This window comes from Streptomyces sp. NPDC006372 (genome assembly GCF_040612515.1).
GTDB lineage: Bacteria > Actinomycetota > Actinomycetes > Streptomycetales > Streptomycetaceae > Streptomyces.
The window spans coordinates 1-23291 of sequence record NZ_JBEXQJ010000019.1 but is presented as its reverse complement, the minus strand read 5'-3'; the positions used below and the strand labels follow the sequence as shown (position 1 = coordinate 23291).

Sequence of the window (23291 nt, the reverse complement as noted above, 5' to 3'; positions counted from 1 at the left end):
ACCAGGAGCCCGTAGACACTGTCTACGCCCTTGATCGTGGCGCTGACCGGGGCCGGTACTCAGCGCTGGTAGCGCGCCAGCACCAGGTTGCCGTCCCGCTCCAGGCGTTCCCGCAGCTCACGGATGCCGATCGCGCCGCTGTAGTACTCCTGGAGGGCCGGGGTCGCCACCTTGTCCTTCCACTCGGGATAGCCCCGTACGGTCTGGGCGGGCGCGGGGCTCAGGTGGGTGGCGAGCGCCGTGCCCGTCGACCAGCCGTGCTCGGCCGTGCGCAGCGCCGGGTCGTTCAGGGCCTGGGTGCCGGTGGGCAGCATCCAGTCGCCGAGGGCGAGACGGACCATGTTCCGCGGCCTCAGCAGGAAGTCGATGAAGGCGGCCGCCTCCTTCTGGTGCGGGCAGTCCTCGGCGATCGAGAGGGTCTGCGGGCTGACACCCTGGGTGAGTCCCCCCGCGCCCGCCGGAGCCGGCAGCACCTGCCACTCGAAGCCCTTCGGGGCCTGCTGCACGATCTGCTGGCGGTAGGAGAAGCCCAGCGGGACCATCGCGTACCGGCCGCCGAAGAAGCCGGGCAGGGTGTCCGAACCGCCGCTGCCCAGAGTGGTGGGCGAGGCACTGCGGTCGGTGCCGACCTGCTCGTGGACGGTGCGCGGCACCACCTGGTCGGCCGCTTCGAACCGGACCGTCACCTTGCCGTCCGGCCCGCGGTGGAAGAGCTGTCCGCCCGCCGACAGGGAGAGGTTGAGCGTGGCGGAGACCGGTTCCTTCAGCGGCCAGGCGACGCCGTACGTGCCCTGGCCGCTGAGGCGTTCGGTGATCCGGCGGAACTCGGCCCAGGTCCAGGGGTGCTCGGGTGTCGGGATCCGGACACCGGACCGCTCGAGCCACTTCGCGTTGGCGATCAGCACGCGGGGTTCCTGGAGGAAGGGCACGCCGTAGACGCCGTCGCCGAAGGTGGTCGTCTGCCAACTGCGCGGCGGGATGTCCGACTTCAGCCGGGCGGGCAGCAGGTCGGTGAGATCGGCGAGGTAGCCGCCGTAGGCGAAGTCCGCGAGGTCGTCGGAGGCGTCGTGGATGATGTCGGGTGCCTCGCCGCCCTCGAAGGCGGTGAGGAGCTGGTCGTGAACGCTGTCCCAGGTGCCTTGCACGTACTCGACCCGGACGTCCGGGTGGGTGGCGTTCCACTCCTCGACCAGTTCCTTGTTGGCCTCGACCGACTCCTGCTGCCAGGCCAGGGACTGGAAGCGCAGGGTGATCCGGCCGTCGTCGCGGGTGCCTCCGGAGGAGCAGCCGGCGAGGAGCAGGAGGAGGACCGGTAGCAGCAGGCGTACGTGTCTCATCAGCTCTTCACCGCCCCGGTGAGCATGCCGCCCGTGATGCGCCGCTGGATGATCGCGAAGACGACCAGCGAGGGCAGCGTCGCGAGGAACGCCGCCGCCGCGAGGGGGCCGAGGTCGGCGACGCCCTCGGCTCCGATGAAGTGGGTGAGCACGACCGGCAGGGTCTGTTTCTCCGGCGTCTTGAGCAGCACGAGCGCGAAGAAGAACTCGTTCCACGCGGTGATGAACGCGAACAGCGCGGTCGCCACGATGCCCGGCGCGAGCAGCGGCGCTGTCACCGACACGAGTGTCCGCAGCCGCCCGGCACCGTCGACCGCGGCGGCCTCCTCCAGTTCGGGCGGTACGGCCCGCACGTACCCGGCGAGCATCCACAGCGCGAACGGCAGCGCCCACACCACGTAGACCAGCACCAGCCCGGGCACGGAGTTGATCAGGTGGAGGTTCTTCAGGACCAGGAACAGCGGGATGATCAACAGGACGAAGGGGAACGCCTGGCTGACCACCACCCAGCCCGTCACCGCCTTGGCGAGCCGGGTGCGGCGCCGGGCGACGACGTACGCCATCGGTGTGGCGATCAGCACCGCGACGACCGCCGCCCCGAGCGCCGCGAGCAGGGAGTTGAGGGCGGCGTGCAGCAGCGGCTGTTCGTCGAAGGCCTGCCGGAAGTTGTCGAGGGTGGGGTCCTTCGGGATCCAGGTCGGGTGCGGACTGCCCAGTTCACGCGGCGGTTTGAACGCGGTGGAGACCAGCCAGAGGAACGGGAAGGCGAGGAAGACGAGGTAGGCGAGGAGCGCCGTGTACTGGCCGACGCGGGCCGGGGTGCTGGTCCTCACGCCTCGTCACCTCCCCGGAGGCGGCCGGCGAGGAAGACGGCCAGCGCGATCGAGATCACGGCCACCATCACGCAGCCCATCGCCGCCGCGTAGCCGAACTGTCCGTAGCGGAAGGCCTCTTCGTAGGCGAAGAGCATCGGCAGGCGGGTCCGGCCGCCGGGGCCGCCGCTGGTGAGGACGTACACCAGGGCGAAGGAGTTGAAGTTCCAGATGAGGTTGAGCGCGGTGATGGCCAGGGCGACGGGTCTGAGGGCGGGCCAGGTGACCGTGCGGAACCGGCGCCAGGCGCTCGCGCCGTCGACCGCCGCGGCCTCGTGGAGTTCGCGCGGGGTGTTCTGCAGACCGGCGAGCAGCGCCACCGTCGTCTGGGGCATGCCCGCCCACACTCCCACGACGATCACGGCGGGCAGCGCGGTGGCGAGCCCGCTGAGCCAGTCGCGGCCACCGCCCAGGCCGAGGTCGCACAGGGTCTCGTTGAGAATGCCCGCGTCGGGGTTGTAGACGAGCCGCCACATGAGGCCGACGACGACCTCGGGCATGGCCCAGGGGATGATCGCCAGGGCACGGGCCAGCCAGCGCAGCCGCAGGTCCTGGTCGAGCAGCAGGGCGAGGCCCAGCGCGAGCAGGAACTGCGGCACGGTCACCCCGACCGCCCACACCAGCCCGATCCGGAACGACTCCCAGAACAGCGTGTCGTGCAGCAGGTCCCGGAAATTGAGTGCGCCGATCCACTGGGTGGGTTCGGTGCGGCCGGACTGGGCGTCGGTGAAGGCGAGCAGGATCCCGTACAGCAGCGGGCCGACGCTGAGGACGAGGATGGGGAGCAGTGCGGGCAGGACGAGGAACCAGGCGCCGTGGTCGACGGCCCGGCGGGGCCGGACCTCGCCGGGCTTGCGGCCGGCCGGTCTCTTCGGCGTCGGCGGCGAGGACTCAGTCACCGATGTCACGGAATCAGCCCCTTTGGCGGCTCGGCCGACCAGGTCATGGTCGTGAAGGCGTTCTGCCTCGTCAAGGCACCGCGCATGCCGCCCCACCTGTGCCGATGCGACACTGACCGGCGGATGGCCGGAACCCGACGGCACAGGACGTGAACGACGGAGGCGGACGATGGACGAGGCACGGGCGCGGGACGTACTGACCGCGGCGGGGGTGCTGCCCGGCGCGGGGACCGGCTCTGCCCGCGGGGCACGGCTGCTCGCGCTGGGTGAGAACGCGGTGTTCGCCGCCGGTGACCTGGTCGTCAAGGTGGGTCGCGACGCGGAGCTCCTCGACCGGGCGCGGCGCGAACTGGACATCGCGCTGTGGCTCGACGAGGCGGGGGTGCCGGCGGTGCGGGCGGCCGCGTCCGAGCCCCTGCTGGTCGACGGGCATCCGGTGACGGTGTGGCATCGGCTGCCGGATGCCGTACGGCCCGCCGAGCCGCGGGATTTGGCCGAACTGTTGCGGGTCGTGCATGCCACGCCTCCTCCTCCTTTCGAGCTTCCCGGCCGTGATCTGCTGGGTGGTGTGGAACGGTGGCTGCGGCTTGCGGGCGATGCGATCGATCCCGCGGACACGGCGTATCTGCGGGCGCGGCGGGACGGATTCGCGGCGGAGGCCGCCGCGTTGACGCCGCACCTGCCGCCGGGCCCGATCCACGGCGACGCGTTGCCGCGCAATGTGCACGTCGGGCCGGACGGTCCGGTGCTGGTCGATCTGGAGACGGTCTCCTCGGACCTGCGCGAGCACGATCTGGTGGTGATGGTGTTGTCGCACGACCGGTACGGGGTGCCGGACCAGGCGTACGAGTCCTTCACCGAGGCCTACGGCTGGGACGTTCGCGCCTGGGAGGGCTGCGGTGTCCTGCGCGGCGCCCGGGAGACGGCCAGTTGCGCGTGGGTCGCCCAGCATGCGCCGAGCAACCCGAAGGCATTGGCCGAGTTCGAGCGGCGGGTGGCGTCTTTGCGGGACGGCGGTGAGACGGTGAGGTGGTTTCCGTTCTGACTGCCCGCAGCCGGGGTCAGGCCGGCTCGTCCGCCAATTCCCGCAAGGGCCATGCCCCGTCGACCAGCGCTGTCGCGTCGCCCTTCTTGCGCAGGAAGGTCTGGAAGTCCGCCGCCCACTCCGCGTACCACTCGATCTGGCGGTGGTGCAGGGTCGCCGGGCCGAGGGCGGCGATCTTGGGGTGGCGGGTGGCTATCGCGCAGGCGAGGCGGGCCGCCGCGAGGGCGTCGGCCAGGGCGTCGTGGGCGGAGTCGAGGACCACGCCGTACTCGGCGCAGACCGCTTCGAGGTTGCGTTTGCCGCGGCGGTAGCGGTCGACCCAGCGGTCGATGGTGTACGGGTCGATGACCGGGGCCGGGTCCACGCCGCCGAGACGGTCGCGCAGGGACGGCAGGCCGTGGCGCCGCAACTCGGCGGAGAGCAGGGTCAGGTCGAAGGCCGCGTTGTAGGCGACGACCGGCACACCGGTCTTCCAGTAGGAGGTGAGGACCTCGGCCATGGCGTCCGCCACCTGGTCGGCCGGTCTGCCCTCGGCCGCCGCCCACTCGCTGCTGATGCCGTGCACCGCCACCGCGTCCTCGGGGATCGGCACCCCCGGGTCGGCCAGCCACTCCCGGCGCCCCGCCGGCTCCCCGCCCCTGACCTCGATCACGGCCCCCGTGACGATGCGCGCCTCGCGCGGATCCGTGCCCGTCGTCTCCAGGTCGAAGCCGATCAGCAGCTCCCGGTGCCAGCCCATGGGCGGTCCCCCTTCTTGTGGTGCGTTCCCCCAGTGGGCTCCACCTTCGCACGCACCACTGACAATCAGAGGATCGCGTTCCGCTTACCCGCCCGGCCGCACACCAGGGCCCCGCTCACGACACCGGTCGCGAATCCGCCCACATCACCTCGAACTCCTCGCGATACGTGGGGAAGAGGCCGCTTTCGTCGATCTCGCCCGACTTGACCACCTTGCCGCCGTTGCGCAGCACGAACACCGGCGCCTCCATCCCCCGCGTCCGGCGCAGGTAGTTCTGCACGACCGCGATGCCGTCCGCACCGTCACCGTCGACCAGGTACGCCGTGAAGCGGGGCGTCTCGTCGAAGACCTGGATCTCGAAGGCGCCCGGGTCGCGTAGCCGGGCACGCACCCGGCGCATGTGCAGGATGTTCATCTCGACGGCCCGGCTGAGCTCACCGCGCTTGAGGCCCAGTTCGCGCTCGCGTCGCTTGACCGCGCTGGAGGCCGGGTTGAGGAACAGCAGCCGCACCCGGCAGCCGGACTCGGCGAGCCGCACCAGACGCCGGCCGGAGAAGTTCTGCACGAGCAGGTTGAGGCCGATGCCGATGGCGTCGAGGCGGCGGGCGCCGCCGAAGATGTCCTCGGCCGGGAACTGCCGCATCAGCCGCACCCGGTCCGAGTGGACGGCGACCACGTCCGCGTACCGGTCACCGACCAGGTCCTCGACCGCGTCGATGGGCAGCCGGCGGGCGGACGGCACGTCACCACCCGCGCCGAGCATCTCCAGCAGCCGGGCCGAGGCGCGCTCGGCCTGGTTCAGGACGGCCTCGGACAGGGCCCGGTTGCGGGAGACGACGTTCCGGGTGACCTCCAGCTCGTCCAGGGCGAGCTCGACGTCCCGGCGGTCGTCGAAGTAGGGCTCGAAGCAGGGCCAGTGCTGCACCATCAGCTCGCGCAGCTGCGGCAGGGTGAGGAAGGACAGGACGTTGTCGTCGGCGGGGTCCAGCAGATAGCCCTTGCGGCGGCTGACCTCGCGCACGGCGACCGCGCGCTGCACCCATTCCTGCCCGGCGGGTCCGGCGGCGGCCACCACCCAGTCCTCGCCGTGGACGGGTTCGTAGACGGGACGCAGCACTGCGGCGACGACCGCGCGCAGCCGCTGTTCGACGAGGTTCAGCCAGATGTAGGCCCGGCCGGCCCGCTGGGCGCGGGTGCGTACCTCGCGCCAGTTCTCGGCGTCCCAGTCCAGTTCCGGACCGATCGAGCCCGACGCGTCCATCGGCCGTGCCAGGGACACGGCTCCGGCCGGGACGTCTGCGGAGTCCCCCTCGTGACCCTCGTCACCAGGGGGCAGCTCCAGCCCTCCCGAGCCCACCCGCGCACCGCCTTCCGCTCCCCCGAGCACCGCCCTTGTCAACGATCAAGGAAGGGTACTCCGGGAGCGGTCGGCGGTGCAGCCGGATGGGCAGGGTGATGCTCAACCGCGCGGCTGCCAGTGCCCGTTCTGCCAGCCGAGCTCGGCCGGAGTGAGCGGATTCATGGCGGTGACGTCGCGCGGGGCGATGGAGAAGCCCTGCCAGTGCACGGGCATGGGCTGCTGGTCCTCGTCCCGGGCGATGTGGTGGAAGCCGATGTTCATCCAGACCACGGGGTGTTTCAGGGCCTGTCCGTTCACCCACTTGTCGACGGCGGTGCCGGCTCCGGGCCCGCAGTTGCCGGGGTTGTTGCTGGCGAACAGTTCGCACTTGTTGTACTGCGTGACGTACAGGTCGTGCTTGGTGAAGCTGCGGCCCGGGTACTTGGTGGTCGGCCCCGGAACGAGCTCGTAGGAGCGGGCATGCCCGTCCTTGTTCTTGCCGGCCGCGCTGACCACGCGCCACCAGCGGTAGTTCTTGCTGTCGGCGGCGAGTTCCTTGGTGATCTTGGTGCGGGTCGTCTTCGTGCTCGGGGCCCGCTGTCCGCTGGTCGGGGCGGAGACGGTGGAGTCGTACTGCTCGACGCTGTTCTTCGTGGAGCCGTCGAGGGCGAAGTCGAGTCGCCAGAAGGCGTTGTGGCTGTGGCTGGTGGCCTTCGCGGCGGCGGCCCCCTTGCCGATCGGCCAGCCGCGGCCGTCACCGGCGTCGTAGTCGTCCCAGGAGAGGCTGCCCGTGGCACCGACGTTCATGGTGATCGCGCCGTCGTCCTGGAAGCGCCACTCGGTCATGTACTCGTACCAGCCGACCTGGTTCACCGTGTAGACGAGGAGGTCCTTGCCCTGGGTCTGGTAGACCTTGTTCGCGGTGTCGCCCTGCATGCGGTAGGCGTGGCCGCGGGAGCGGGTGGTGGTGCACAGGCCCTTGACGTTCGGGTCCTCGTTCCAGGAGTCCGGGACCTTGACCGTCTTGATGGTGCCGCCGGGGCACTCGCCGGGGGCGAGGTTCATCAGGCCCTGGGCGAAGTCGAAGCCGGTCAGGTCGTCGTACTCGACGTTGCCGTCGTCGTAGGGGACGTGGATCTGGCCGAGCCTGGCGCTGTTGAGGACCTTGATCGGCTTGGGTTCGCCCTTGGGCTGGTACGACACGTTCTCCAGGACGAGGCCGGCCTTGCCGTCGTAGCGCCAGCACATCTGCCAGGTGGTGCCGGTGGAGAGCTTCTGTTCGATGCGGTGGGCCGCGCCGCAGTAGGCCGCGGCGGGGGCCGCGGGGGCGGTCTGCGGCCGGGCGGTGGCGGGTCCCGCACCGGTCGTGGCGCCGGCGGCCAGCGCGGCCACGGTGAGCCCCACGGCCGCCCGGGTGCGGGCCCTGCTGATTCTGTTCACGCGCATGACGAGGTGACTCCCTCAGGAGGAGCGAGGTGGACAGGTGGGTGGAGCGGGCCGGGTCAGTGGCCGAGCTCGGCGATCTTGCGGGCGCTCAGGTCGATCACGAGCGACCTCATGTCGACCCACGGCCCGTTCTTGATCTTCGGGAACAGCCGGACGCAGCGGTGCTCGCCGCACTGGTCGAGCACGGCGGGCTGGGCGCCCGGCGCGGCCCGGTAGACGGCGCCGCTGAGCTGGAGCTGGTCCGGCGAGGTGAGGGCCTTGCCGGTGGCGTCCTTGTAGTCGGCCTTGAGGCCGGCGCCCAGCGGGTCGGCGATCAGCAGCCCGGCCGCCTCGGCCTTCTCGGCGCGGCTCAGGGGCGGCTGGACACCGTGCTGGGTGCCGGTCGCGACCACTTTGCCGGTGCCCAGGTCGACGGTCCTGGTGACGAGGGTGTCGTCCCGGTAGTCGTAGAAGGTCACGTCGGCGCGCCGGGGCGCGGCCGGGTTGCCGGCGTCGTCGGCCTCCGGTTCCGCGAGGTCGACGCCGAGGCGCTGCGGTCCGCGCTCCCCGTCGACGCTCTCACTGCTCCGGAACAGCTGCCGGCTGAGGGCGATCTTCTCGGCCCGTTCCGTCTCGTCGTCGGTCAGCGGATCGCGGCCCGTGCCCTTCTCCCCTTCGGCCGGTGCCTCCTCGACGACCCCGGGCGCGACGGCCCGTTCCGCACCGGCCGCCTGCCGGGCGGACTGCCCCGTCGCGCCCCCCGTCTCGTCGGCCCCGGCCGTGCCCGGCAGGGTGACGCCGACCATCACCGCGCTCGCGGCGACCGCTATGGCCGCACCGGCCACGACCTTTCCGAGATGGCGGTGCACTATGTTGCGCACATCTTCCCCCTACTCCCCCAACGGCCCCGGGAGTATGTGTTGGCCCCAATGGTTTCGGCATACCGCGTATGCACTGGTCGCCCGGTAAGAGGGAGACAAGTCACAGGTGGTTCCCTCACTTTTGGGGAGACTCGGAGCCAAGGCGTCCCCACCGGCGCCGCACACCTGAAAGAGTCGTATCCATGCAGGTCTGGCCTGGAGAGGCGTATCCACTCGGTGCCACGTACGACGGCGCCGGTACCAACTTCGCGGTCTTCACGGAGGCCGCGGACCGAGTAGAGCTGTGTCTGCTGCACGACGACGGTTCGGAGACCGCGGTCGAGCTCCGGGAGAGCGACGCCTTCGTGCGGCACGCGTACCTGCCGGGCATCATGCCGGGCCAGCGGTACGGGTTCCGGGTGCACGGCCCGTACGCCCCGGAGCACGGGCTGCGCTGCAACTCCGCGAAGCTGCTGCTCGACCCGTACGCGCGTGCGATCAGCGGTTCGATCAGCTGGGGCGAGGAGGTCTACGGCTACCACTTCGACGATCCCGACCGGCGCAACGACCTGGACTCTGCGCCGCACACCATGACGTCGGTCGTGGTCAACCCGTACTTCGACTGGGGCGACGACCGGCGGCCGCGCACCGAGTACCACCACACGGTGATCTACGAGGCCCACGTCAAGGGCCTCACCATGCGGCATCCGGGGCTGCCGGAGGAGCTGCGCGGCACCTACGCGGCCCTCGCCCACCCGGCGATCATCGAGCACCTCACGGAGCTCGGGGTCACGGCCCTGGAGCTGATGCCCGTACACCAGTTCGTGAACGATCACCGCCTGGTCGACATGGGCCTGAACAACTACTGGGGCTACAACACGATCGGTTTCTTCGCCCCGCACAACGCCTACGCCTCCTGGGGCGACCGGGGCCAGCAGGTGCTGGAGTTCAAGTCGGCGGTGAAGGCGCTGCACGAGGCCGGGATCGAGGTGATCCTCGACGTGGTCTACAACCACACCGCCGAGGGCAACCATCTGGGTCCGACGCTGTCCTTCAAGGGCCTCGACAACTCGCGCTACTACCGGCTGACCGACGACCCCCGCTACTACATGGACACGACAGGGACGGGGAACTCCCTGCTCATGCGGTCCCCGCACGTGCTCCAGCTGATCATGGACTCGCTGCGGTACTGGGTCACGGACATGCACGTCGACGGGTTCCGCTTCGATCTGGCCGCGACCCTCGCCCGGCAGTTCCACGAGGTGGACCGGCTCTCGTCGTTCTTCGACCTGGTCCAGCAGGACCCGGTGGTCTCGCAGGTCAAGCTGATCGCCGAGCCGTGGGACGTGGGCGAGGGCGGTTACCAGGTGGGCAATTTCCCGCCGCTGTGGACCGAGTGGAACGGCAAGTACCGGGACACCGTGCGCGACCTGTGGCGGGGCGAGCAGCGCACGCTCGCCGAGTTCGCCTCCCGGCTGACCGGCTCCTCCGACCTGTACCAGGACGACGGACGGCGCCCACTGGCCTCCATCAACTTCGTGACCTGCCACGACGGCTTCACGATGCACGACCTGGTGGCCTACAACGACAAGCACAACCAGGCCAACGGCGAGGACAACCGGGACGGCGAGAGCCACAACCGGTCCTGGAACTGCGGGGCCGAGGGCGAGACGGACGACCCGGACGTGCTGCGGCTGCGGGCCCGGCAGATGCGGAACTTCATCGCGACGCTGATGCTCTCCCAGGGCGTGCCCATGATCAGCCACGGTGACGAGCTCGCCCGCACCCAGCGCGGCAACAACAACGCCTACTGCCAGGACAACGAGCTGGCCTGGGTGGAGTGGCCGGAGGGCGACGAGGAGGAAGGGGGACTCGCGCGGGAACTGCTGGCCTTCACGCGCGCGATGGTGTGGCTGCGCCGGGACCACCCGGTCTTCCGCCGGAGGCGCTTCTTCCACGGCCGGCCCGTGGAGGGCACGCACGACGACCTGTCCGACATCGCCTGGTTCACTCCGGAGGGCGGCGAGATGACCCAGCGCGACTGGGACTCGGCCCGGGCCTCCGCGCTGACGGTGTTCCTCAACGGCAACGCCATCTCGGAGCCCGGCGCGCGCGGGGAGCGCATCACCGACGACTCGTTCCTGCTGATGTTCAACGCCTCGCCGAAGGCGCTGGACTTCGTGGTCCCGGTCGACCACGGGCGGCAGTGGCAGGTCGTGGTCGACACGGCCCGCCCCGAAGGGGTGCCGCCGGACACCGGCCCGAAGGTGCAGGCCGGGGACCGGCTGACCCTCACGGACCGGAGCATGACCGTGCTGCAGCGCCCCGTGTAGCGCGGGCTCCGGCCGCCCCGCCGCGTCGTCCGGGTGAGGCACCCGTCCGGGCGACGCGCGGCGCACCCGGCGTGCGGGAGGGCACGAACGGCGGCGGGGCGGGTACGTACGTTTCCATGACGCCTGAGCGAACTGACCCGGTGGTGCCCACGGCCACGTACCGGCTGCAGCTGCAGCCCGACTTCCCGTTCGGGGCCGCGGCGGCCGTCGTGCCGTACCTGGCCTCGCTCGGTGTCTCGCACCTGCACCTCTCCCCCGTCCTGGAGGCCGTGCCGGGCTCGGCGCACGGCTACGACGTCGTCGACCACGCGCGCGTGCGCGAGGAACTGGGCGGCGAGGAGGGGCTGCGGGCCCTGGCGCGCACCGCACGGGAGCACGGCCTCGGCCTGGTGGCCGACATCGTCCCGAACCACATGGCCATGTCCCCGCGCCACAACCGCGCCCTGTGGGAGGTGCTGCGCGAGGGCCCGAAGTCGCCGTACGCGCGCTGGTTCGACATCGACTGGGAGGCCCAGGACGGGCAGGTGCTGCTGCCGGTGCTCGGCGGGCCGCTGGGCGAGGTGCTCGGGGAGCTGCGCGTCGACGGGGACGTCCTGCGCTACTACGACCACGCGTTCCCGCTGCGCGAGGGAACCGGGGACCTGCCGCTGCCGCACCTGCTGGACGCGCAGTGGTACCGACCGGTGTGGTGGCGGCTGGCCCGGACCGAGCTGAACTACCGGCGGTTCTTCAGCATCTCGGAGCTCATCGGGGTGCGGGTGGAGGACCCCGAGGTGTTCGAGGCCACCCACGACAAGATCCTCCAGCTGCTCCACGAGGGCGTGATCGACGGATTGCGCGTCGACCACCCCGACGGCCTCGCCGACCCCGACGGCTACCTCCGGCGGCTGCACGAGGCGACGGGCGGCCGGTGGACGGTCGTGGAGAAGATCCTGGCCGACGGCGAGCGGCTGCCTGCCTCCTGGCCCGTCGCCGGGACCACCGGGTACGACGCGCTGCGGCACGTGGACGGGCTCTTCACGGATCCGGCCGGGTTCGGGGACCTCCTGGGGCAGTACCGGCGGTTCGCGGCCCCTCAGACGGACCGCGGCGGGCACTGGGACGCGACGGTGCGGCGGGCGGCCTACAAGGTCCTCACGCACGAGCTGGCCACCGAGACGGACCGGCTCACCCGGGTTGCGGCCCGGATGTGCGCGACCTCGCCTGAGCCGGCCCTGCGCGACCGCGCGCCCTGGGCGCTGCGCACCGCGTTGCAGGAGCTCCTGGTCCGGATGGAGGTCTACCGGCCGTACGAGTCCGCCGACGCCGCCTCCGTGGTCACCGAGGAGGCCGCCGCCGAGGCCCGGCTCGCCTTCGCGGTACCGGAGGAGGCCGGCGCGGTGGACGTCGTACGGGACCTGGTGCTGGGGCGGTACGGCGACGGGCCCGCGCAGGTGGAGTTCCGGACGCGGTTCGCGCAGACCTCCTCGGCGCTGCGGGCGAAGTCCGTGGAGGACACGGCGTTCTACCGCTATGTGCCGTTGCTGTCGGCGACCGAGGTGGGCGGCGATCCGGGCGGTCCGGCACTGTCGCCTGAGGAGTTCCACGCGTACTGCGCGCGCGTGCAGCGCGACTGGCCGCTCACCGGGACGGTCGCCTCGACGCACGACACCAAGCGCAGTGCCGACGTCCGGGCGGCGCTGAACGTGCTGACCGAGTGCCCGGACCGCTGGGCGGACGTCCTCGCCGAGGTGACCCGCACCGGCGAGGGCGTGCCGGACGCACAACTGGCGTGGGCGGCCTGGCAGACGGTGTTCGGGCTGGGCCCGGCGGACCCGGAGCGGGTGCGGGGCGCGCTGCTGAAGCACGTGCGCGAGGCGGGTCTGTACACGAGCTGGACCGAGCAGGAGCCGCCGTACGAGGAGGCGGTGGCACGGTTCGTGACGGCCGGGCCGTGCGGGACACCGGGCGAGCGGGTCGCCGCGTTCCGCGACGCGCTCGACCCGCACGTCCGGGCGAACGTGCTGGGCACGGCCCTGGTCCAGCTGACGATGCCGGGCGTCCCGGACGTCTACCAGGGCACGGAGGCCGAGTACCGGGCTCTGGTCGACCCGGACAACCGGCGGGCGGTGGGCTTCCCGCCCGAGGTGTCCGGCGCGACGTCCGAGGCGAAGCTCGCGGTGACGCGCGCGGCACTCGGCCTGCGGGCGCGACGCCCCGGCGTCTTCGGCGACACGGCGACGTACACGCCCCTGCTCCCCGAGGGCCCGGCGGCACACCACTGCCTGGCGTTCGTCCGCTCCGGCCGCGTGCTGACGGCGGTGACCCGCCTTTCGCTGCGGCTCGAGGAGGCCGGCGGCTGGCACGACACCCGGCTGCCACTGCCCCCGGGGCGCTGGGCGGATGTCCTGGAGCCGGGGCGGGAGTTCACCGGGCACGCGCGCGTCGCGGACCTCCTCGGGCCGTCGCCGGTGGCTCTGCTGGAACGGGTGGGTGAGTGAGCCGGGGCCGGCCGTCAGCCGCGTTCGCGACGGAACCGCTCCCTCCAGAGGGCCGCCTCCTCCATCCGGCGGGCCGTGCTTCCGGGCGCCCCGTGCGGGCTCCCCTGCCGCGCCCTTGACACCGCCCCACGGCCGTGGGGTACTGCGACTGCGAACTCGGGCGGATGTGACGGGGGTGAGTGTCCTGCCGGAGCTGCGCTACCCCACGGTGACCGAACAGGTCTCCGCTGCCCGGGCGTTGACCACCCACCGCCCCGGCGTCTGCACCCTGCGGCAGGTGGGCGCCTCCCGTGCGGGCCGGCCCCTGTATCTGCTGTCGGTGGGCCGGGCCCGCCGCGCGGTGCTGGTGGTCGCCGGCGCCCACGCCAACGAGCCGACGGGCTCCTGCACCCTGCTCGCGGTCGCCCGGAGGGTGCTGGAGCAGCGGCGGTTGCGCGACGGCATCTCCTGGCACTTCCTGCTGTGCGCGGACCCCGACGGGGCGAGCCTGCATGTGACGCCGGCGCCGCGCAGCCTGTTCGACTACCACCTCGGCTTCTTCCGCCCCGCGGGCCCGGAGCAGCCGGAGTGGGCGCCGTCCCTCCTGCCGCCCGACCGGCTGCCGCCCGAGACCAGGGCCCTGACCGGTGTCATCGACGAGCTGCGGCCCTACCTCCAGGTGACGCTGCACGGCACGGACCTGGGCGGCAGCTGGGTGCAGCTGACCAGGGACGTGCCGGGGCTCGCCGAGCCCTTCGCCAAGTCCGCCGCCGAGCTGCACATCCCGGTCGAGACCGGTGCTTCGGACGCCGCGGGCTGGCCCGCCTCCGGACCGGGCGTCCATGTGATGCCCGCGCCGGAGATCGGACCGGCGTACCCGAGCCTGCCGGACGACGCGCGGCACAGCACCTGGTTCCACGCCCACCGGTACGGCGGTCTCACTGCGGTCGTCGAGGTGCCGATGTGGGCGAGCGACCTGGTGGACGACCCGGCTCCGCATCCTGCTCCGGCGGCGGCGATCGGGCGGCTCGCGCGCCGGCTGCAGCGGGACGCGCTGGAGGTGACACGGGTGCTCGACGACGCCCTGCCCCGGCTCACCGGCCCGGACGGGCCGCTGCTGCGGGCCGCCCGGTGGGGGCTGGAACTGGTGCCGGGCCTGGCCTCGGACCTGCTCCACACTCCGCCCGCCGACCTCACCAGGGCGTACGTCGGCAGCGTGGACGCGTTCGCGCGCCGCGTGCCGCTGCGGGCGGCGGCCATGCTGCTGCGGGTGCTGCGCGAGACCGACGACCGGGCGGCGAAGCAACTCGAAGAACTCGTCGCGACCTGGAGCGACGCCTTCGCGGAACGTTTCCGCGCCCGTTGGGTGCCCTTGGAGCACCAGGTCGAGCACCAGTCCCGCACGGTGGTCGCCGCGGCGCTGCACGCGCGCGAGCGGGCGTGGTAGGCCTCCGGGCGGGACCAGGCACCTCACGTGGTGGTGGGACGCCTCAGTCCCGCTGCATCGGTACCGCCGCCCCGGCCTCCAGCCCCGGCTCGCCCGACGGGGCACCCGCGTGCGGGTGCCGCGCGGCCAGTTCGAAAGCAGAGAGCACCACGCGCGCCTGGTACTCCGCCTGGCGTGCCACCGGGATCCAGCGCGCCCCGCAGCCGTCGCGGTAGTCGGCGCACCACGCGTCGATCAGCAGGTCCAGCTCCGGCAGGGCCCCGGCCGGGTCGTGGCCGGCGGCCCGCACGAGCTGGTGCAGCAGGCCCGCTGTGCGCAGCGCCAGGCGTCGCCCGGAGATGCGCAGGGCGGCCAGGTGGGCGGTGCTCAGGGGCGGGAGGGGGTGGGCCGCGGCGTCGCCGGTGTCCGGATCCCAGGCGTCGGCGAGGCCCGGGCAGACGAGTAAGTAGTCGTCGACCGGGGCGAGCAGCCGCGCCGCGTCGGGCACGGCCGCGAGGTGCGGCCGGATCCGGGCCAGCAGGTGGCGCAGGAGGCCCGTGTCGTGGCGCAGGGTGCGGCTGACGGCCCGCAGCACCGCGTCCCGGTCCACGGGCGGGGAGCCGTCCGCCACGGCCGCCACGCCCCACATGGGCGACTCGACGACCGCGGTGACGGTGCCGTGCCGGTACGGGTGGAACCACGTCGACTCGACGGCGGCCTCCGTGATGGCCGCGGCCAGGCCGGCCCGGCGCGGCGGCGGTATCCGGTAGACGGCGGCCCCGAGGCCGGGCCAGTACAGGGCGTCGTAGGCGCCGAGCTCGCGGGGGATGCCGAGCCGGGTGGCGATGGGGGCGAGGCGCTGCGCGAGGCCGGGCAGGTCGTGGGTGAGCTCGACGAATCCGCCGCCGACGTCGACACCGTGCAGGGAGCACTGGAGGAACGGGCGCAGTTCGTCCTGGACGTCGAGGAGTGCGCGGGTCTCGGGCAGCGCGGCGCCCGCCGCGCCGTCGGGCAGCCACTCGGGCTGTTCCAGGAAGCCGGGCCGGAAGAAGTTCCGGAAGTACTGGCCGAGGATGTAGGGGCCGGTCAGCCAGCCCTCGTTGCGGCGCAGCCCGTCCGGGTCGAGGCACAGCAGCAGGTTCCAGGTGGCGTCGGCGCCCTCGGTGAGCCGCGGGTCGGCCAGGGCACGCTCGGCCAGGCGCAGCACGGTGGCGCCGCCCACGGGTTCGTTGGCGTGGGGACCGGCGACGACGAGGGCCTGGCGGGGCCCGTGGCCGACGGAGAGCAGCCACAGGGGCGTGCCCGCACGGGAGGTGCCGACCCGGCGCAGCCGGGCGTCCCGTGGGTGGCGGGCGACGAGGGCGGCGGCCCGGGTGCCCAGTTCGTCGACGGTCGGGTAGCGCGGGAGGGGCGGCAGGGCACACCTCCCCAGTGCGGCGCCGTCGGTTCACCAGGTGTACATGGCGTACGCACAGTCAGTCACGACTTCCGGGGCGCGTCAACACTTCGGGAGGCACAGGGTTTTGGCCACCCCCGGCGGGGCGACAGCCGGTAATCCCCAGGCCAGAGCTGAGGGAGGGCTTGATTTCCGGTCAGTTCGCCGACAGCCGGAACGTCATCCGGCCGAAGCCCACCTGGTCGCCCTCGCGGACGACGGCCGCGCCGACGACCCGCCGTCCGTTGACCGTGGTGCCGTTGGTGGAGCCGAGGTCGCGCAGAACCCACATGCCGCCCTGGTGGCGGAGTTCGGCGTGCACCCGGGAGACCGTCTCGTGGTTGAGGCGCAGTCCGCTGGCGGGGTCGCGCCCTATGCGCAGCGGATGGCCGAGCCCCGGGTGCGGCAGCAGCAGCTTCGGCAGCCGCTCGGCCCGCCACGCCCTGCGCAGCCGTACGGTGAACCCGGAGAGCGCCTCGACGGTGCCGAACACCACGCGGGAGAAGCGGCTCTCCGTGGGCAGGTCCGCGGTGAGCACCGCCAGCTCGTCCGGGCGGCGGGCGGCGAGTGCCAGTTCCATGCGGTGGACGAACGTGTCATGGGACAGGCGGCCCATGGCGACGCCGTCACGGAGCACCTTCAGCACCCTGTCGCGCTCCGCGTCGGAGAGCCGCGCGGGGTACGTGTTGAACTCGAAGGACGACGTCACGCTGGTGATTCTCGGGCAGCACGGCCGGGCTGTCCAGAAAACGGGAAAACGGCCGCCACGCGCGCGTACCCGGCGACACCCGCTGCAAAAGGGTGGATGCACCGGCGGATTGATCTCGTTTGCCGCACCATGGGACGGGCTACATCACGGTGAGCAGACGAAGGGGAACCGTCCGTGCAGTTCGAGGTGTGGGCACCGCAGGCAGACCGCGTGACGCTCCAGTGCGACGGCGTCAGGCACGCGTTGGAGCGCGATCCGGAACGGACGGGATGGTGGTGGGGCGAGGCGGAGGCGCACGACGGGTCACGTTACGGATTCGCGCTGGACGACGGTCCCGTGCTGCCGGATCCGCGGTCGCGCCGGCAGCCGGACGGCCCGGACGGGCTGAGCGCGGTCGTCGACCACCAGCGGTACGCGTGGCGCGCGGGGTGGCGGGGGCGGCCGCTGCCCGGCGCGGTGCTGTACGAACTGCACGTGGGGACGTACACCCGCGAGGGCACGCTGGACGCGGCCGCCGGGCGGCTCGGCCATCTCGCCGAACTGGGCGTCACCCACGTGCAGCTGATGCCGCTGTGCCCCTTCCCGGGCACGCACGGCTGGGGGTACGAGGGCGTCTCCCTGTGGGCGGTGCACGAGCCCTACGGCGGGCCCGACGCGCTGAAACGCTTCGTCGACCGGGCCCACGAACTCGGCCTGGGTGTGGTGCTGGACGTGGTGCACAACCACTTCGGACCGTCGGGCAACTACCTGCCCGTCTTCGGGCCCTACTTGACGGACACGCACCACACGCCCTGGGGCTCCGCGGTCAACCTGGACGCGCCCGGCTCGGACGAGGTGCGCGCCTACCTGATCGAAAGCGCGCTGGCGTGGCTGCGCGACTACCGGATCGACGGGCTGCGCCTGGACGCGGTGCACGCGCTGGTGGACACGCGCGCCCAGCACTTCCTGGAGGAGCTGTCGACGGCCGTGGACGCGCTGGCCGCCGAGGTGGACCGGCCGCTGTTCCTGGTCGCCGAGTCGGACCTGAACGACCCGCGGCTCATCACCTCCCGGAACGAGGGCGGCTTCGGGCTGCACGCGCAGTGGAACGACGACTTCCACCACGCCCTGCACACCACGCTGACCGGTGAAGCGCAGGGCTACTACGCCGACTTCGCGCGTGCTCCGCTCGCCGGGCTCGCCAAGACCCTCACCGGCGGCTGGTTCCACGACGGGACGTACTCGAGCTTCCGCGAGCGGCACCACGGGCGTCCCCTGGACCGGACGCGGGTGGCCGCCCACCGGCTCCTCGGTTACGCCCAGACCCACGACCAGGTCGGCAACCGCGCCCAGGGGGACCGGCTTTCGGCCCTGGTCTCCCCCGGGCTGCTGGCCTGTGCGGCCACGCTGGTCCTGACGGCGCCGTTCACGCCGATGCTCTTCATGGGCGAGGAGTGGGCGGCGGGCACGCCCTGGCAGTTCTTCACCGACCACACCGACCCGGAGCTCGCGGACGCGGTACGACGGGGCAGGCGGCGGGAGTTCGCCGCGCACGGCTGGAAGGAGGAGGAGGTGCCCGACCCGCAGGACCCGGCGACCCGGGACCGCTCCTGCCTCGACTGGTCGGAACCGGAACGCGAGCCCCACGCGCGTGTGCTGGCCTGGTACCGGCAGCTCCTCGCGCTGCGCCGGGAGCAGCCCGACCTGACCGACCCCGACCTCGCCGACACCAAGGTGGCCCACGACGAGGAGCGGCGCTGGATCGCCTTCCGGCGTGGGGACGTCTTCGTGGCGGTGAACCTGGCAGCGGAACCGGCGGAGCTGTCGCTCGGCGTCCCGCACGCACGGGTGCTGGCCGCGTGGGAGCCGGTGGAGACACCCGGCGCGGACGGGGTGCTGCGGGTGCCCGGGGAGTCGGGCGTGGTGCTCGCCCAGGACTGAGTGCGCGGAGATCAGCGGAGCTTCGCGTCCTGCGCCTCGATCACGGGCGTGAGGACCCCGGGGCTCGCGATGCGGGCGCCGCCCACCGCGGTGCAGACGGCGATGACGTCCCCGTGGCGTACGACGGTGGTGCGGATCGGCCGGGGCGTGCCGCCCTCGGGTGTGACGACGCCGCGGTAGGCGAGGGCCTCGTCGCCGGCCTCGGGGGTCTCCTCGGGCTCGAACGGGTAGTACTGCTCGGCGGTGCCCCGCGCCTTGACGGTGAAGCCGAGGGAGCAGCCCCGCACGGCGTCCGTGAGGAGGGTGTCCATCGCCGCCACCGCCATGCCCTTGCCGTAGAGGGCGAGGGTGACGTAGACGCGGGTGCCGGGGGCCTTCCGGGTCTCGACGAGGCGGCTCAGGGAGCCCTGCGGGGTGCCGAGGGGCAGTTGGTGCGTCATGGCCGCCAGCGGGGTGCAGGCGCTGCCGGTGATCTCGCGCGCGGACCGGGCGAAGACGGACTTCCCCTCGGCCGGGTCGAACTTCCGTACGGAGGAGCCGGTACCGAGGTCGGCCGCCGTGACCATGAGCGTGGTGAGCCGCTCCGCCGGGGTCTGCTGCCGTGCCGGGGACGTCCTGGCGCCGGGGGTGGAGGGCGCGTCGGTACCGGAGCAGCCCGCCAGGCACGTGAGGGCGGAGGCGGTCAGCAGGGACACGGCCGCGGCGGTGCGCTTCATGAGCGGAGGATAGCCGCACGGGAGCACGTCGCCCCTCCCGTCACAGGGCGTCGTCCGTGTCCCGCAGGTCCGTCACGCGTTCCAGCAGGATCGGCTCCCAGGCGCGACGCAGCCGGGTCCGCGCCGGGGTGGTCCTGGCGGCGGTGCGGCTGTCGAGGGCCTCGGCGAGGTGGATGACGCTGTCGCACCGGGCGAGCCACAGTCCGCGCAGACAGGGCCGGGCGCCGTAGCCGGCGAGGGTGGCGGCGCGTACGGCGGCGGGCGAACCGACGGCGAGGGCGAGGCCCGCGATGTCCTCGGCGGGATCGCCGGCGACCGCGTCGGCCCAGCCGAGGACACCGCGTACCCGCCCGTCGGCGCTGACCACGAGGTGCCCGCTCGTGAGGGCGTGGTGGGTGAGGACCACCGAGCCGGACTGGGCGGCGAGCTGGGCCGCGGCGGCCGCGGTGAGCTGGTTGAGGCGGGCGGCGTCGAACTCGTCGGCGTCCGCGAGGCGTTCGGCGGAGCGTACGGCGGAGCGGCGCAGGGCCTCCAGGGAGCGCGGAGCGGCCCGTGGCACGCCGAGGGTCTCGGCCTGCCGGACCGGCACCTCGCGCAGGCCCGTGAGCAGTCCGGCCAGGTCGGCCTCGCCGACGGCGGACACGTCGTGCTCCTCCCCCGAGCCGCCCGGCACCTTGGTGTCCAGCGTGTAGGTCAGCCCGGCCGCCCACTCGCCCTGGGCCACGCTGGCCGGCACCGCCACCGGGACGTGCGGGCGGACCAGGTCACGCAGGCGCAGTTCGCGGCGCTGGCGCAGGGTGGCCTCGCGGTCGGGGGCGAGGCGCAGCACGTGGCGGGTGCCGACCCACCAGGTGACGGGGTCGGGGCCGGCGCCGGCGGGCCGGACGTCGGGGCCGGCACCGCCCCTGCCCTGCCCGGTCTCCTTGGCGTCCTTGCCGGTCGTGCGGTCCTTGCTGTCCCTGCTGTCCTTGCTGTCCTTGCTGTCCTTGCTGTCCTTCAGCAGGGAACGGACCAGGTCGCGGACGGTGTCCGCGGTGGGTGTCGGTGCCTGGGTCATGGTCGCGCCGTTGCCGTTCGAGGGGCGTGCGGGGGACATCGGTGGCGTCACTCCACTATGACCAGCTCGCGGGAGGTGGTGTTCAGCCGCCGTCCGCCGTCCTCGGTGACGCTCACGATGTCCTCGATGCGCACACCGAACCGGCCGGGCAGGTAGATGCCGGGTTCCACGGAGAAGCACATGCCGGGCACGAGGGGCTGCTCCTCGCCCTCGATCATGTACGGCGGCTCGTGGGTCGTGACGCCGATGCCGTGTCCGGTGCGGTGGATGAAGTACTCGCCGTATCCGGCGTCGGCGATGACCGCGCGGGCGGCCCGGTCGACGTCCTGGCAGGCGGCGCCCGGCCGCACGGCGTGGAAGCCCGCCTCCTGGGCCGCGCGCACGACGTCGTGCACCCGGCGTTCCTCGTCGGTGGGTTCACCGACGTGGACCGTGCGGGAGGTGTCGGACCCGTAGCCGTCGCGCAGACCGCCGAAGTCGAGGACGACCATGTCGCCGCGTTCGATGACGCGGTCGCCGGCCTCGTGGTGCGGGTTGGCGCCGTTCGGGCCGGAGGCGACGATGGTGAAGTCCACCGTCTCGTGTCCGTGCCGGCGCAGGTGCCGGTCGAGGTCCGCGGCCACCTCGGATTCCCGTCGGCCGGAGAAGCGGACGTTCCGGATCTCCTCGAAGGTCGCGTCCGCGGCGGCTCCCGCGGCTGCCATGAGGTCCAGTTCGGCCGCGTCCTTGACGGCGCGCAGCATCGGCAGGGCCTCGGTGAGCGCGGTGTAGGAGCTGCCGGGCATCGTCTGCCGCAACGCCAGCAGGTGCAGGGCCCAGGCGTTGTCGCTGATGCCGAACCGGCCCGAGGCGTCGAGCAGGGCGGCGGTGGCGGCGTAGGGGTCCTTGCCGTCGGTCCAGTCGCGCAGGGCCAGGGCGGGCGCACCGGCCGCCTTCCGTGCGTCCGGTGCCTCCAGGGCCGGGACGACGAGGACGGGGTCCTGGCCGGGGGCGAGGACCAGCAGGGTGAGCCGTTCGGTGACCGCCGGAGGCGTGTAGCCGGTGAGCCACACCAGGTCCGGTCCCGGGGCCACCAGCAGGCCCGCGAGACCCGCCTCGGCGGCGGTCCGCGCGGCGCGCTCCATGCGGGCCCGGTAGTCGTCGGCGGTGAAGGACGTGGCCGTGCTTCCGGTCATCCGGGCCTCCCAGGACGGGCGAAGGGGCTACGGGCAGCATCCTGCCCGGCCGGAGGTGGCAGCGCGAGCGGTCTGCGCACTTCGCCCGGACACCGCCACCAACGGCGGATGATTGCCCGAGCACTGATTTTAATGCTTTGATGCGCCACAACCATTAGTTGGCTCATCAAGGGGGCGTACGACCGTGCTCGTACTCGCACACATCAGCGATCTGCATCTGGACGGAAGCCCACGGGCGACGGAGCGCGCCGAGCGGGTGCGCGACCGGCTGTGGGAACTGCCGGGCCGGGTGGACGCGGTACTGGTGACCGGTGACATCGCGGACAACGCGACGGAGCCGGAGTACGAGGAGGCCGCCCGCCTCCTGGGACTGCGCGACGGCGACGCCCCCTTCCCCGTACTGACCTGCCCGGGCAACCACGACAACCGCGCGCCCTACCGCAAGGCGCTGCTGGGGCGGCCCGGCGCGGAGGGCCCGGTCAACAGCGCGCACGTCTTCGACGACGGTGCCGTGCTGATGTGCGACTCCAGCATCCCGGGCAGTGACGAGGGAGAGCTGGACGAGGAGACGTACGACTGGATCGAGACGACCCTCGACGAACTCGACGACGGTCTGCCGGCCCTGCTCGCCTTCCACCACCCTCCGGTGCCACTGCACCACCCGCTGCCCGACTCCTACCCGCTGCGTCACCCCGACCGGCTGGCCGGCCTGCTGGAGCGCCGGCCCGGGATCGCCGGTCTGATCACCGGCCATGCCCACACCGCCGCCGCCACCTCGTTCGCAGGGCGCCCGCTGGTCGTCGGCCCCGGCGTGACGTGGACCCTGCGGCTGCCCTGGGAGGGCGAGCGGGCCGCCGACCGCGACGCGCCGCCCGGGCTCGCCTTCCATGTGCTGGACGACGCGGGACGGCTCACGAGCCACTTCCGGGTGGTCAGGTGATGACGGCCGGGACGACCGTCAGCTGCTGGTAGCCGCCGCTGCGGTGCCGGACCGTCAGCCTGACCTCGCGCCCCGGGCGGGCGCGGGCGACGGCCCGGGCCAGGTCGGCGGCCGTGTCGATGCGGGTTCTGCCGAAGACGAGGAGGACGTCGCCGCGCACCAGGCCCGCCGCCTGCCCGGGTCCGGGAACGTGGACCCCGACGACCCGGGCTCCCGGCTTCCCGGCGTCCATGACCTGTACGCCGAGCGTCACGGCGGCGGGCTCGGACACAACGGCGCCCGGCGACACGACGGCGGACGGCGAGGGGCCGCCGGACAGCCATGGCAGGTGCCGCCCCCTCGGGTCGATGACTCCGTCCTCGCCGATCACCGTGGCACCCATCGCCCCCAGCCCCACCCCGGACAGCACCAGGACCGCTCCGGCGAACGCGCCGAACAGCGCGTTGAGGAGCCGTCGGCCACGCCGTCGCGCGGCGTGCGGGCGCGGCCGGGCCGACGGGCCGGCACCGGCCCTCACCGCCAACACCGACCCCGACCAGCACCTCACCGTCTGGACCGCCGAGCCCGGCTCCCCCACCCACGAACGGCTGCGCATCCTGGCCTCC

19 protein-coding genes and 1 pseudogene are annotated in these 23291 nt (G+C 72.8%); 7 read left to right on the top strand and 13 right to left on the bottom strand.

The window, feature by feature from the left end; genetic code table 11:
- Positions 1-59: 59 nt before the first annotated feature.
- The 3 genes from ABZ016_RS25390 to ABZ016_RS25380 are packed head-to-tail and all read right to left on the bottom strand — an operon-like array spanning position 60 to position 3117.
- Entirely contained in the window at positions 60-1337 is a 1278-nt protein-coding gene (locus ABZ016_RS25390) for a sugar ABC transporter substrate-binding protein (RefSeq protein WP_356918982.1), read from the bottom strand.
- Positions 1337-2170, bottom strand: coding sequence for a carbohydrate ABC transporter permease (locus ABZ016_RS25385; protein ID WP_356918981.1), 834 nt, complete (start codon positions 2168-2170; stop codon positions 1337-1339). Before ABZ016_RS25385 ends, ABZ016_RS25390 begins: the two co-directional genes overlap by 1 nt.
- Entirely contained in the window at positions 2167-3117 is a 951-nt protein-coding gene (locus ABZ016_RS25380; RefSeq protein WP_356918980.1) for a sugar ABC transporter permease, read from the bottom strand. Before ABZ016_RS25380 ends, ABZ016_RS25385 begins: the two co-directional genes overlap by 4 nt.
- Before the next feature lie 160 nt (positions 3118-3277).
- On the opposite strand from ABZ016_RS25380, the gene ABZ016_RS25375 reads away from it, so the two are divergent.
- Positions 3278-4153 (top strand): aminoglycoside phosphotransferase family protein, encoded by an 876-nt coding sequence (locus ABZ016_RS25375; protein ID WP_356918979.1) that lies wholly within the window; start codon positions 3278-3280, stop codon positions 4151-4153.
- A 16-nt stretch (positions 4154-4169) separates the two neighbouring features.
- On the opposite strand, the gene ABZ016_RS25370 is transcribed toward ABZ016_RS25375, so the two are convergent.
- The 4 genes from ABZ016_RS25370 to ABZ016_RS25355 form a co-directional block, all read right to left on the bottom strand.
- On the bottom strand, positions 4170-4892 hold the full coding sequence (locus tag ABZ016_RS25370) for a 3'-5' exonuclease (RefSeq protein ID WP_356918978.1): 723 nt from the start codon (positions 4890-4892) through the stop codon (positions 4170-4172).
- 115 nt (positions 4893-5007) lie between these two features.
- Complete coding sequence (locus tag ABZ016_RS25365; protein ID WP_356918977.1) at positions 5008-6249, bottom strand: SAV2148 family HEPN domain-containing protein; 1242 nt, start codon at positions 6247-6249, stop codon at positions 5008-5010.
- Between the two features lie 102 nt (positions 6250-6351).
- The gene (locus ABZ016_RS25360) at positions 6352-7677 is read right to left on the bottom strand and encodes a copper amine oxidase (protein WP_356918976.1); all 1326 of its coding nucleotides are present in this window, start codon (positions 7675-7677) and stop codon (positions 6352-6354) included.
- A 56-nt stretch (positions 7678-7733) separates the two neighbouring features.
- Complete coding sequence (locus ABZ016_RS25355) at positions 7734-8537, bottom strand: Tat pathway signal sequence domain protein (RefSeq protein ID WP_356918975.1); 804 nt, start codon at positions 8535-8537, stop codon at positions 7734-7736.
- 182 nt (positions 8538-8719) lie between these two features.
- Between ABZ016_RS25355 and glgX the strand changes: the two genes are divergently transcribed.
- From glgX to ABZ016_RS25340, 3 genes are all read left to right on the top strand, one after another.
- The gene (glgX, locus tag ABZ016_RS25350) at positions 8720-10849 is read left to right on the top strand and encodes a glycogen debranching protein GlgX (protein ID WP_356918974.1); all 2130 of its coding nucleotides are present in this window, start codon (positions 8720-8722) and stop codon (positions 10847-10849) included.
- Positions 10850-10965: 116 nt separating this feature from the next.
- Positions 10966-13329, top strand: a complete 2364-nt coding sequence (treY, locus tag ABZ016_RS25345; protein WP_356918973.1) for a malto-oligosyltrehalose synthase — start codon at positions 10966-10968, stop codon at positions 13327-13329.
- Positions 13330-13504: 175 nt separating this feature from the next.
- On the top strand, positions 13505-14755 hold the full coding sequence (locus ABZ016_RS25340) for a M14 family zinc carboxypeptidase (RefSeq protein ID WP_356918972.1): 1251 nt from the start codon (positions 13505-13507) through the stop codon (positions 14753-14755).
- Positions 14756-14798: 43 nt separating this feature from the next.
- Here the strand turns inward: ABZ016_RS25340 and ABZ016_RS25335 are convergent, their stop codons facing one another.
- Both ABZ016_RS25335 and ABZ016_RS25330 read right to left on the bottom strand, forming a co-directional pair.
- Positions 14799-16166: a M14 family zinc carboxypeptidase gene (locus ABZ016_RS25335; RefSeq protein ID WP_356919101.1), complete on the bottom strand. Its 1368-nt coding sequence runs from the start codon at positions 16164-16166 to the stop codon at positions 14799-14801.
- 160 nt (positions 16167-16326) lie between these two features.
- A complete protein-coding gene (locus ABZ016_RS25330; protein WP_356918971.1) occupies positions 16327-16878 on the bottom strand; it encodes a DUF1707 and FHA domain-containing protein in 552 nt (183 codons plus the stop codon).
- A gap of 174 nt (positions 16879-17052) precedes the next feature.
- Here ABZ016_RS25330 and treZ point away from each other — a divergent pair, with 174 nt between their 5' ends.
- Entirely contained in the window at positions 17053-18798 is a 1746-nt protein-coding gene (treZ, locus tag ABZ016_RS25325; protein ID WP_356918970.1) for a malto-oligosyltrehalose trehalohydrolase, read from the top strand.
- Positions 18799-18809: 11 nt separating this feature from the next.
- Here treZ and ABZ016_RS25320 read toward each other — a convergent pair whose 3' ends face one another.
- Genes ABZ016_RS25320 through ABZ016_RS25310 form a run of 3 tightly spaced genes read right to left on the bottom strand, consistent with a single transcriptional unit; the run spans position 18810 to position 21746 of the window.
- Positions 18810-19514, bottom strand: a complete 705-nt coding sequence (locus tag ABZ016_RS25320) for a hypothetical protein (protein WP_356918969.1) — start codon at positions 19512-19514, stop codon at positions 18810-18812.
- 40 nt (positions 19515-19554) lie between these two features.
- Positions 19555-20571, bottom strand: a complete 1017-nt coding sequence (locus ABZ016_RS25315) for an aminoglycoside phosphotransferase family protein (RefSeq protein WP_356919100.1) — start codon at positions 20569-20571, stop codon at positions 19555-19557.
- A gap of 47 nt (positions 20572-20618) precedes the next feature.
- Entirely contained in the window at positions 20619-21746 is a 1128-nt protein-coding gene (locus ABZ016_RS25310; RefSeq protein WP_356918968.1) for an aminopeptidase P family protein, read from the bottom strand.
- A 184-nt stretch (positions 21747-21930) separates the two neighbouring features.
- On the opposite strand from ABZ016_RS25310, the gene ABZ016_RS25305 reads away from it, so the two are divergent.
- Complete coding sequence (locus ABZ016_RS25305; RefSeq protein WP_356918967.1) at positions 21931-22686, top strand: metallophosphoesterase; 756 nt, start codon at positions 21931-21933, stop codon at positions 22684-22686.
- Here the strand turns inward: ABZ016_RS25305 and ABZ016_RS25300 are convergent.
- A complete protein-coding gene (locus ABZ016_RS25300) occupies positions 22679-23203 on the bottom strand; it encodes a PDZ domain-containing protein (RefSeq protein ID WP_356918966.1) in 525 nt (174 codons plus the stop codon). The genes ABZ016_RS25305 and ABZ016_RS25300 overlap by 8 nt on opposite strands.
- On the opposite strand from ABZ016_RS25300, the pseudogene ABZ016_RS25295 reads away from it, so the two are divergent.
- Positions 23199-23291 (top strand): annotated as a pseudogene (locus tag ABZ016_RS25295) (transcriptional regulator); the annotation flags it as partial. The gene ABZ016_RS25300 and the pseudogene ABZ016_RS25295 overlap by 5 nt on opposite strands.

What these genes read in the sequence shown, in the direction of transcription:
- ABZ016_RS25360 (WP_356918976.1), bottom strand. Translation starts at nt 7,677, where the DNA reads ATGCGCGTGAACAGAATCAGCAGGGCCCGCACCCGGGCGGCCGTGGGG.
- ABZ016_RS25320 (WP_356918969.1), bottom strand. Translation starts at nt 19,514, where the DNA reads ATGAAGCGCACCGCCGCGGCCGTGTCCCTGCTGACCGCCTCCGCCCTC.
- glgX (WP_356918974.1), top strand. Translation starts at nt 8,720, where the DNA reads ATGCAGGTCTGGCCTGGAGAGGCGTATCCACTCGGTGCCACGTACGAC.
- treY (WP_356918973.1), top strand. Translation starts at nt 10,966, where the DNA reads ATGACGCCTGAGCGAACTGACCCGGTGGTGCCCACGGCCACGTACCGG.
- ABZ016_RS25390 (WP_356918982.1), bottom strand. Translation starts at nt 1,337, where the DNA reads ATGAGACACGTACGCCTGCTGCTACCGGTCCTCCTCCTGCTCCTCGCC.
- ABZ016_RS25375 (WP_356918979.1), top strand. Translation starts at nt 3,278, where the DNA reads ATGGACGAGGCACGGGCGCGGGACGTACTGACCGCGGCGGGGGTGCTG.
- ABZ016_RS25315 (WP_356919100.1), bottom strand. Translation starts at nt 20,571, where the DNA reads ATGACCCAGGCACCGACACCCACCGCGGACACCGTCCGCGACCTGGTC.
- ABZ016_RS25310 (WP_356918968.1), bottom strand. Translation starts at nt 21,746, where the DNA reads ATGACCGGAAGCACGGCCACGTCCTTCACCGCCGACGACTACCGGGCC.
- ABZ016_RS25370 (WP_356918978.1), bottom strand. Translation starts at nt 4,892, where the DNA reads ATGGGCTGGCACCGGGAGCTGCTGATCGGCTTCGACCTGGAGACGACG.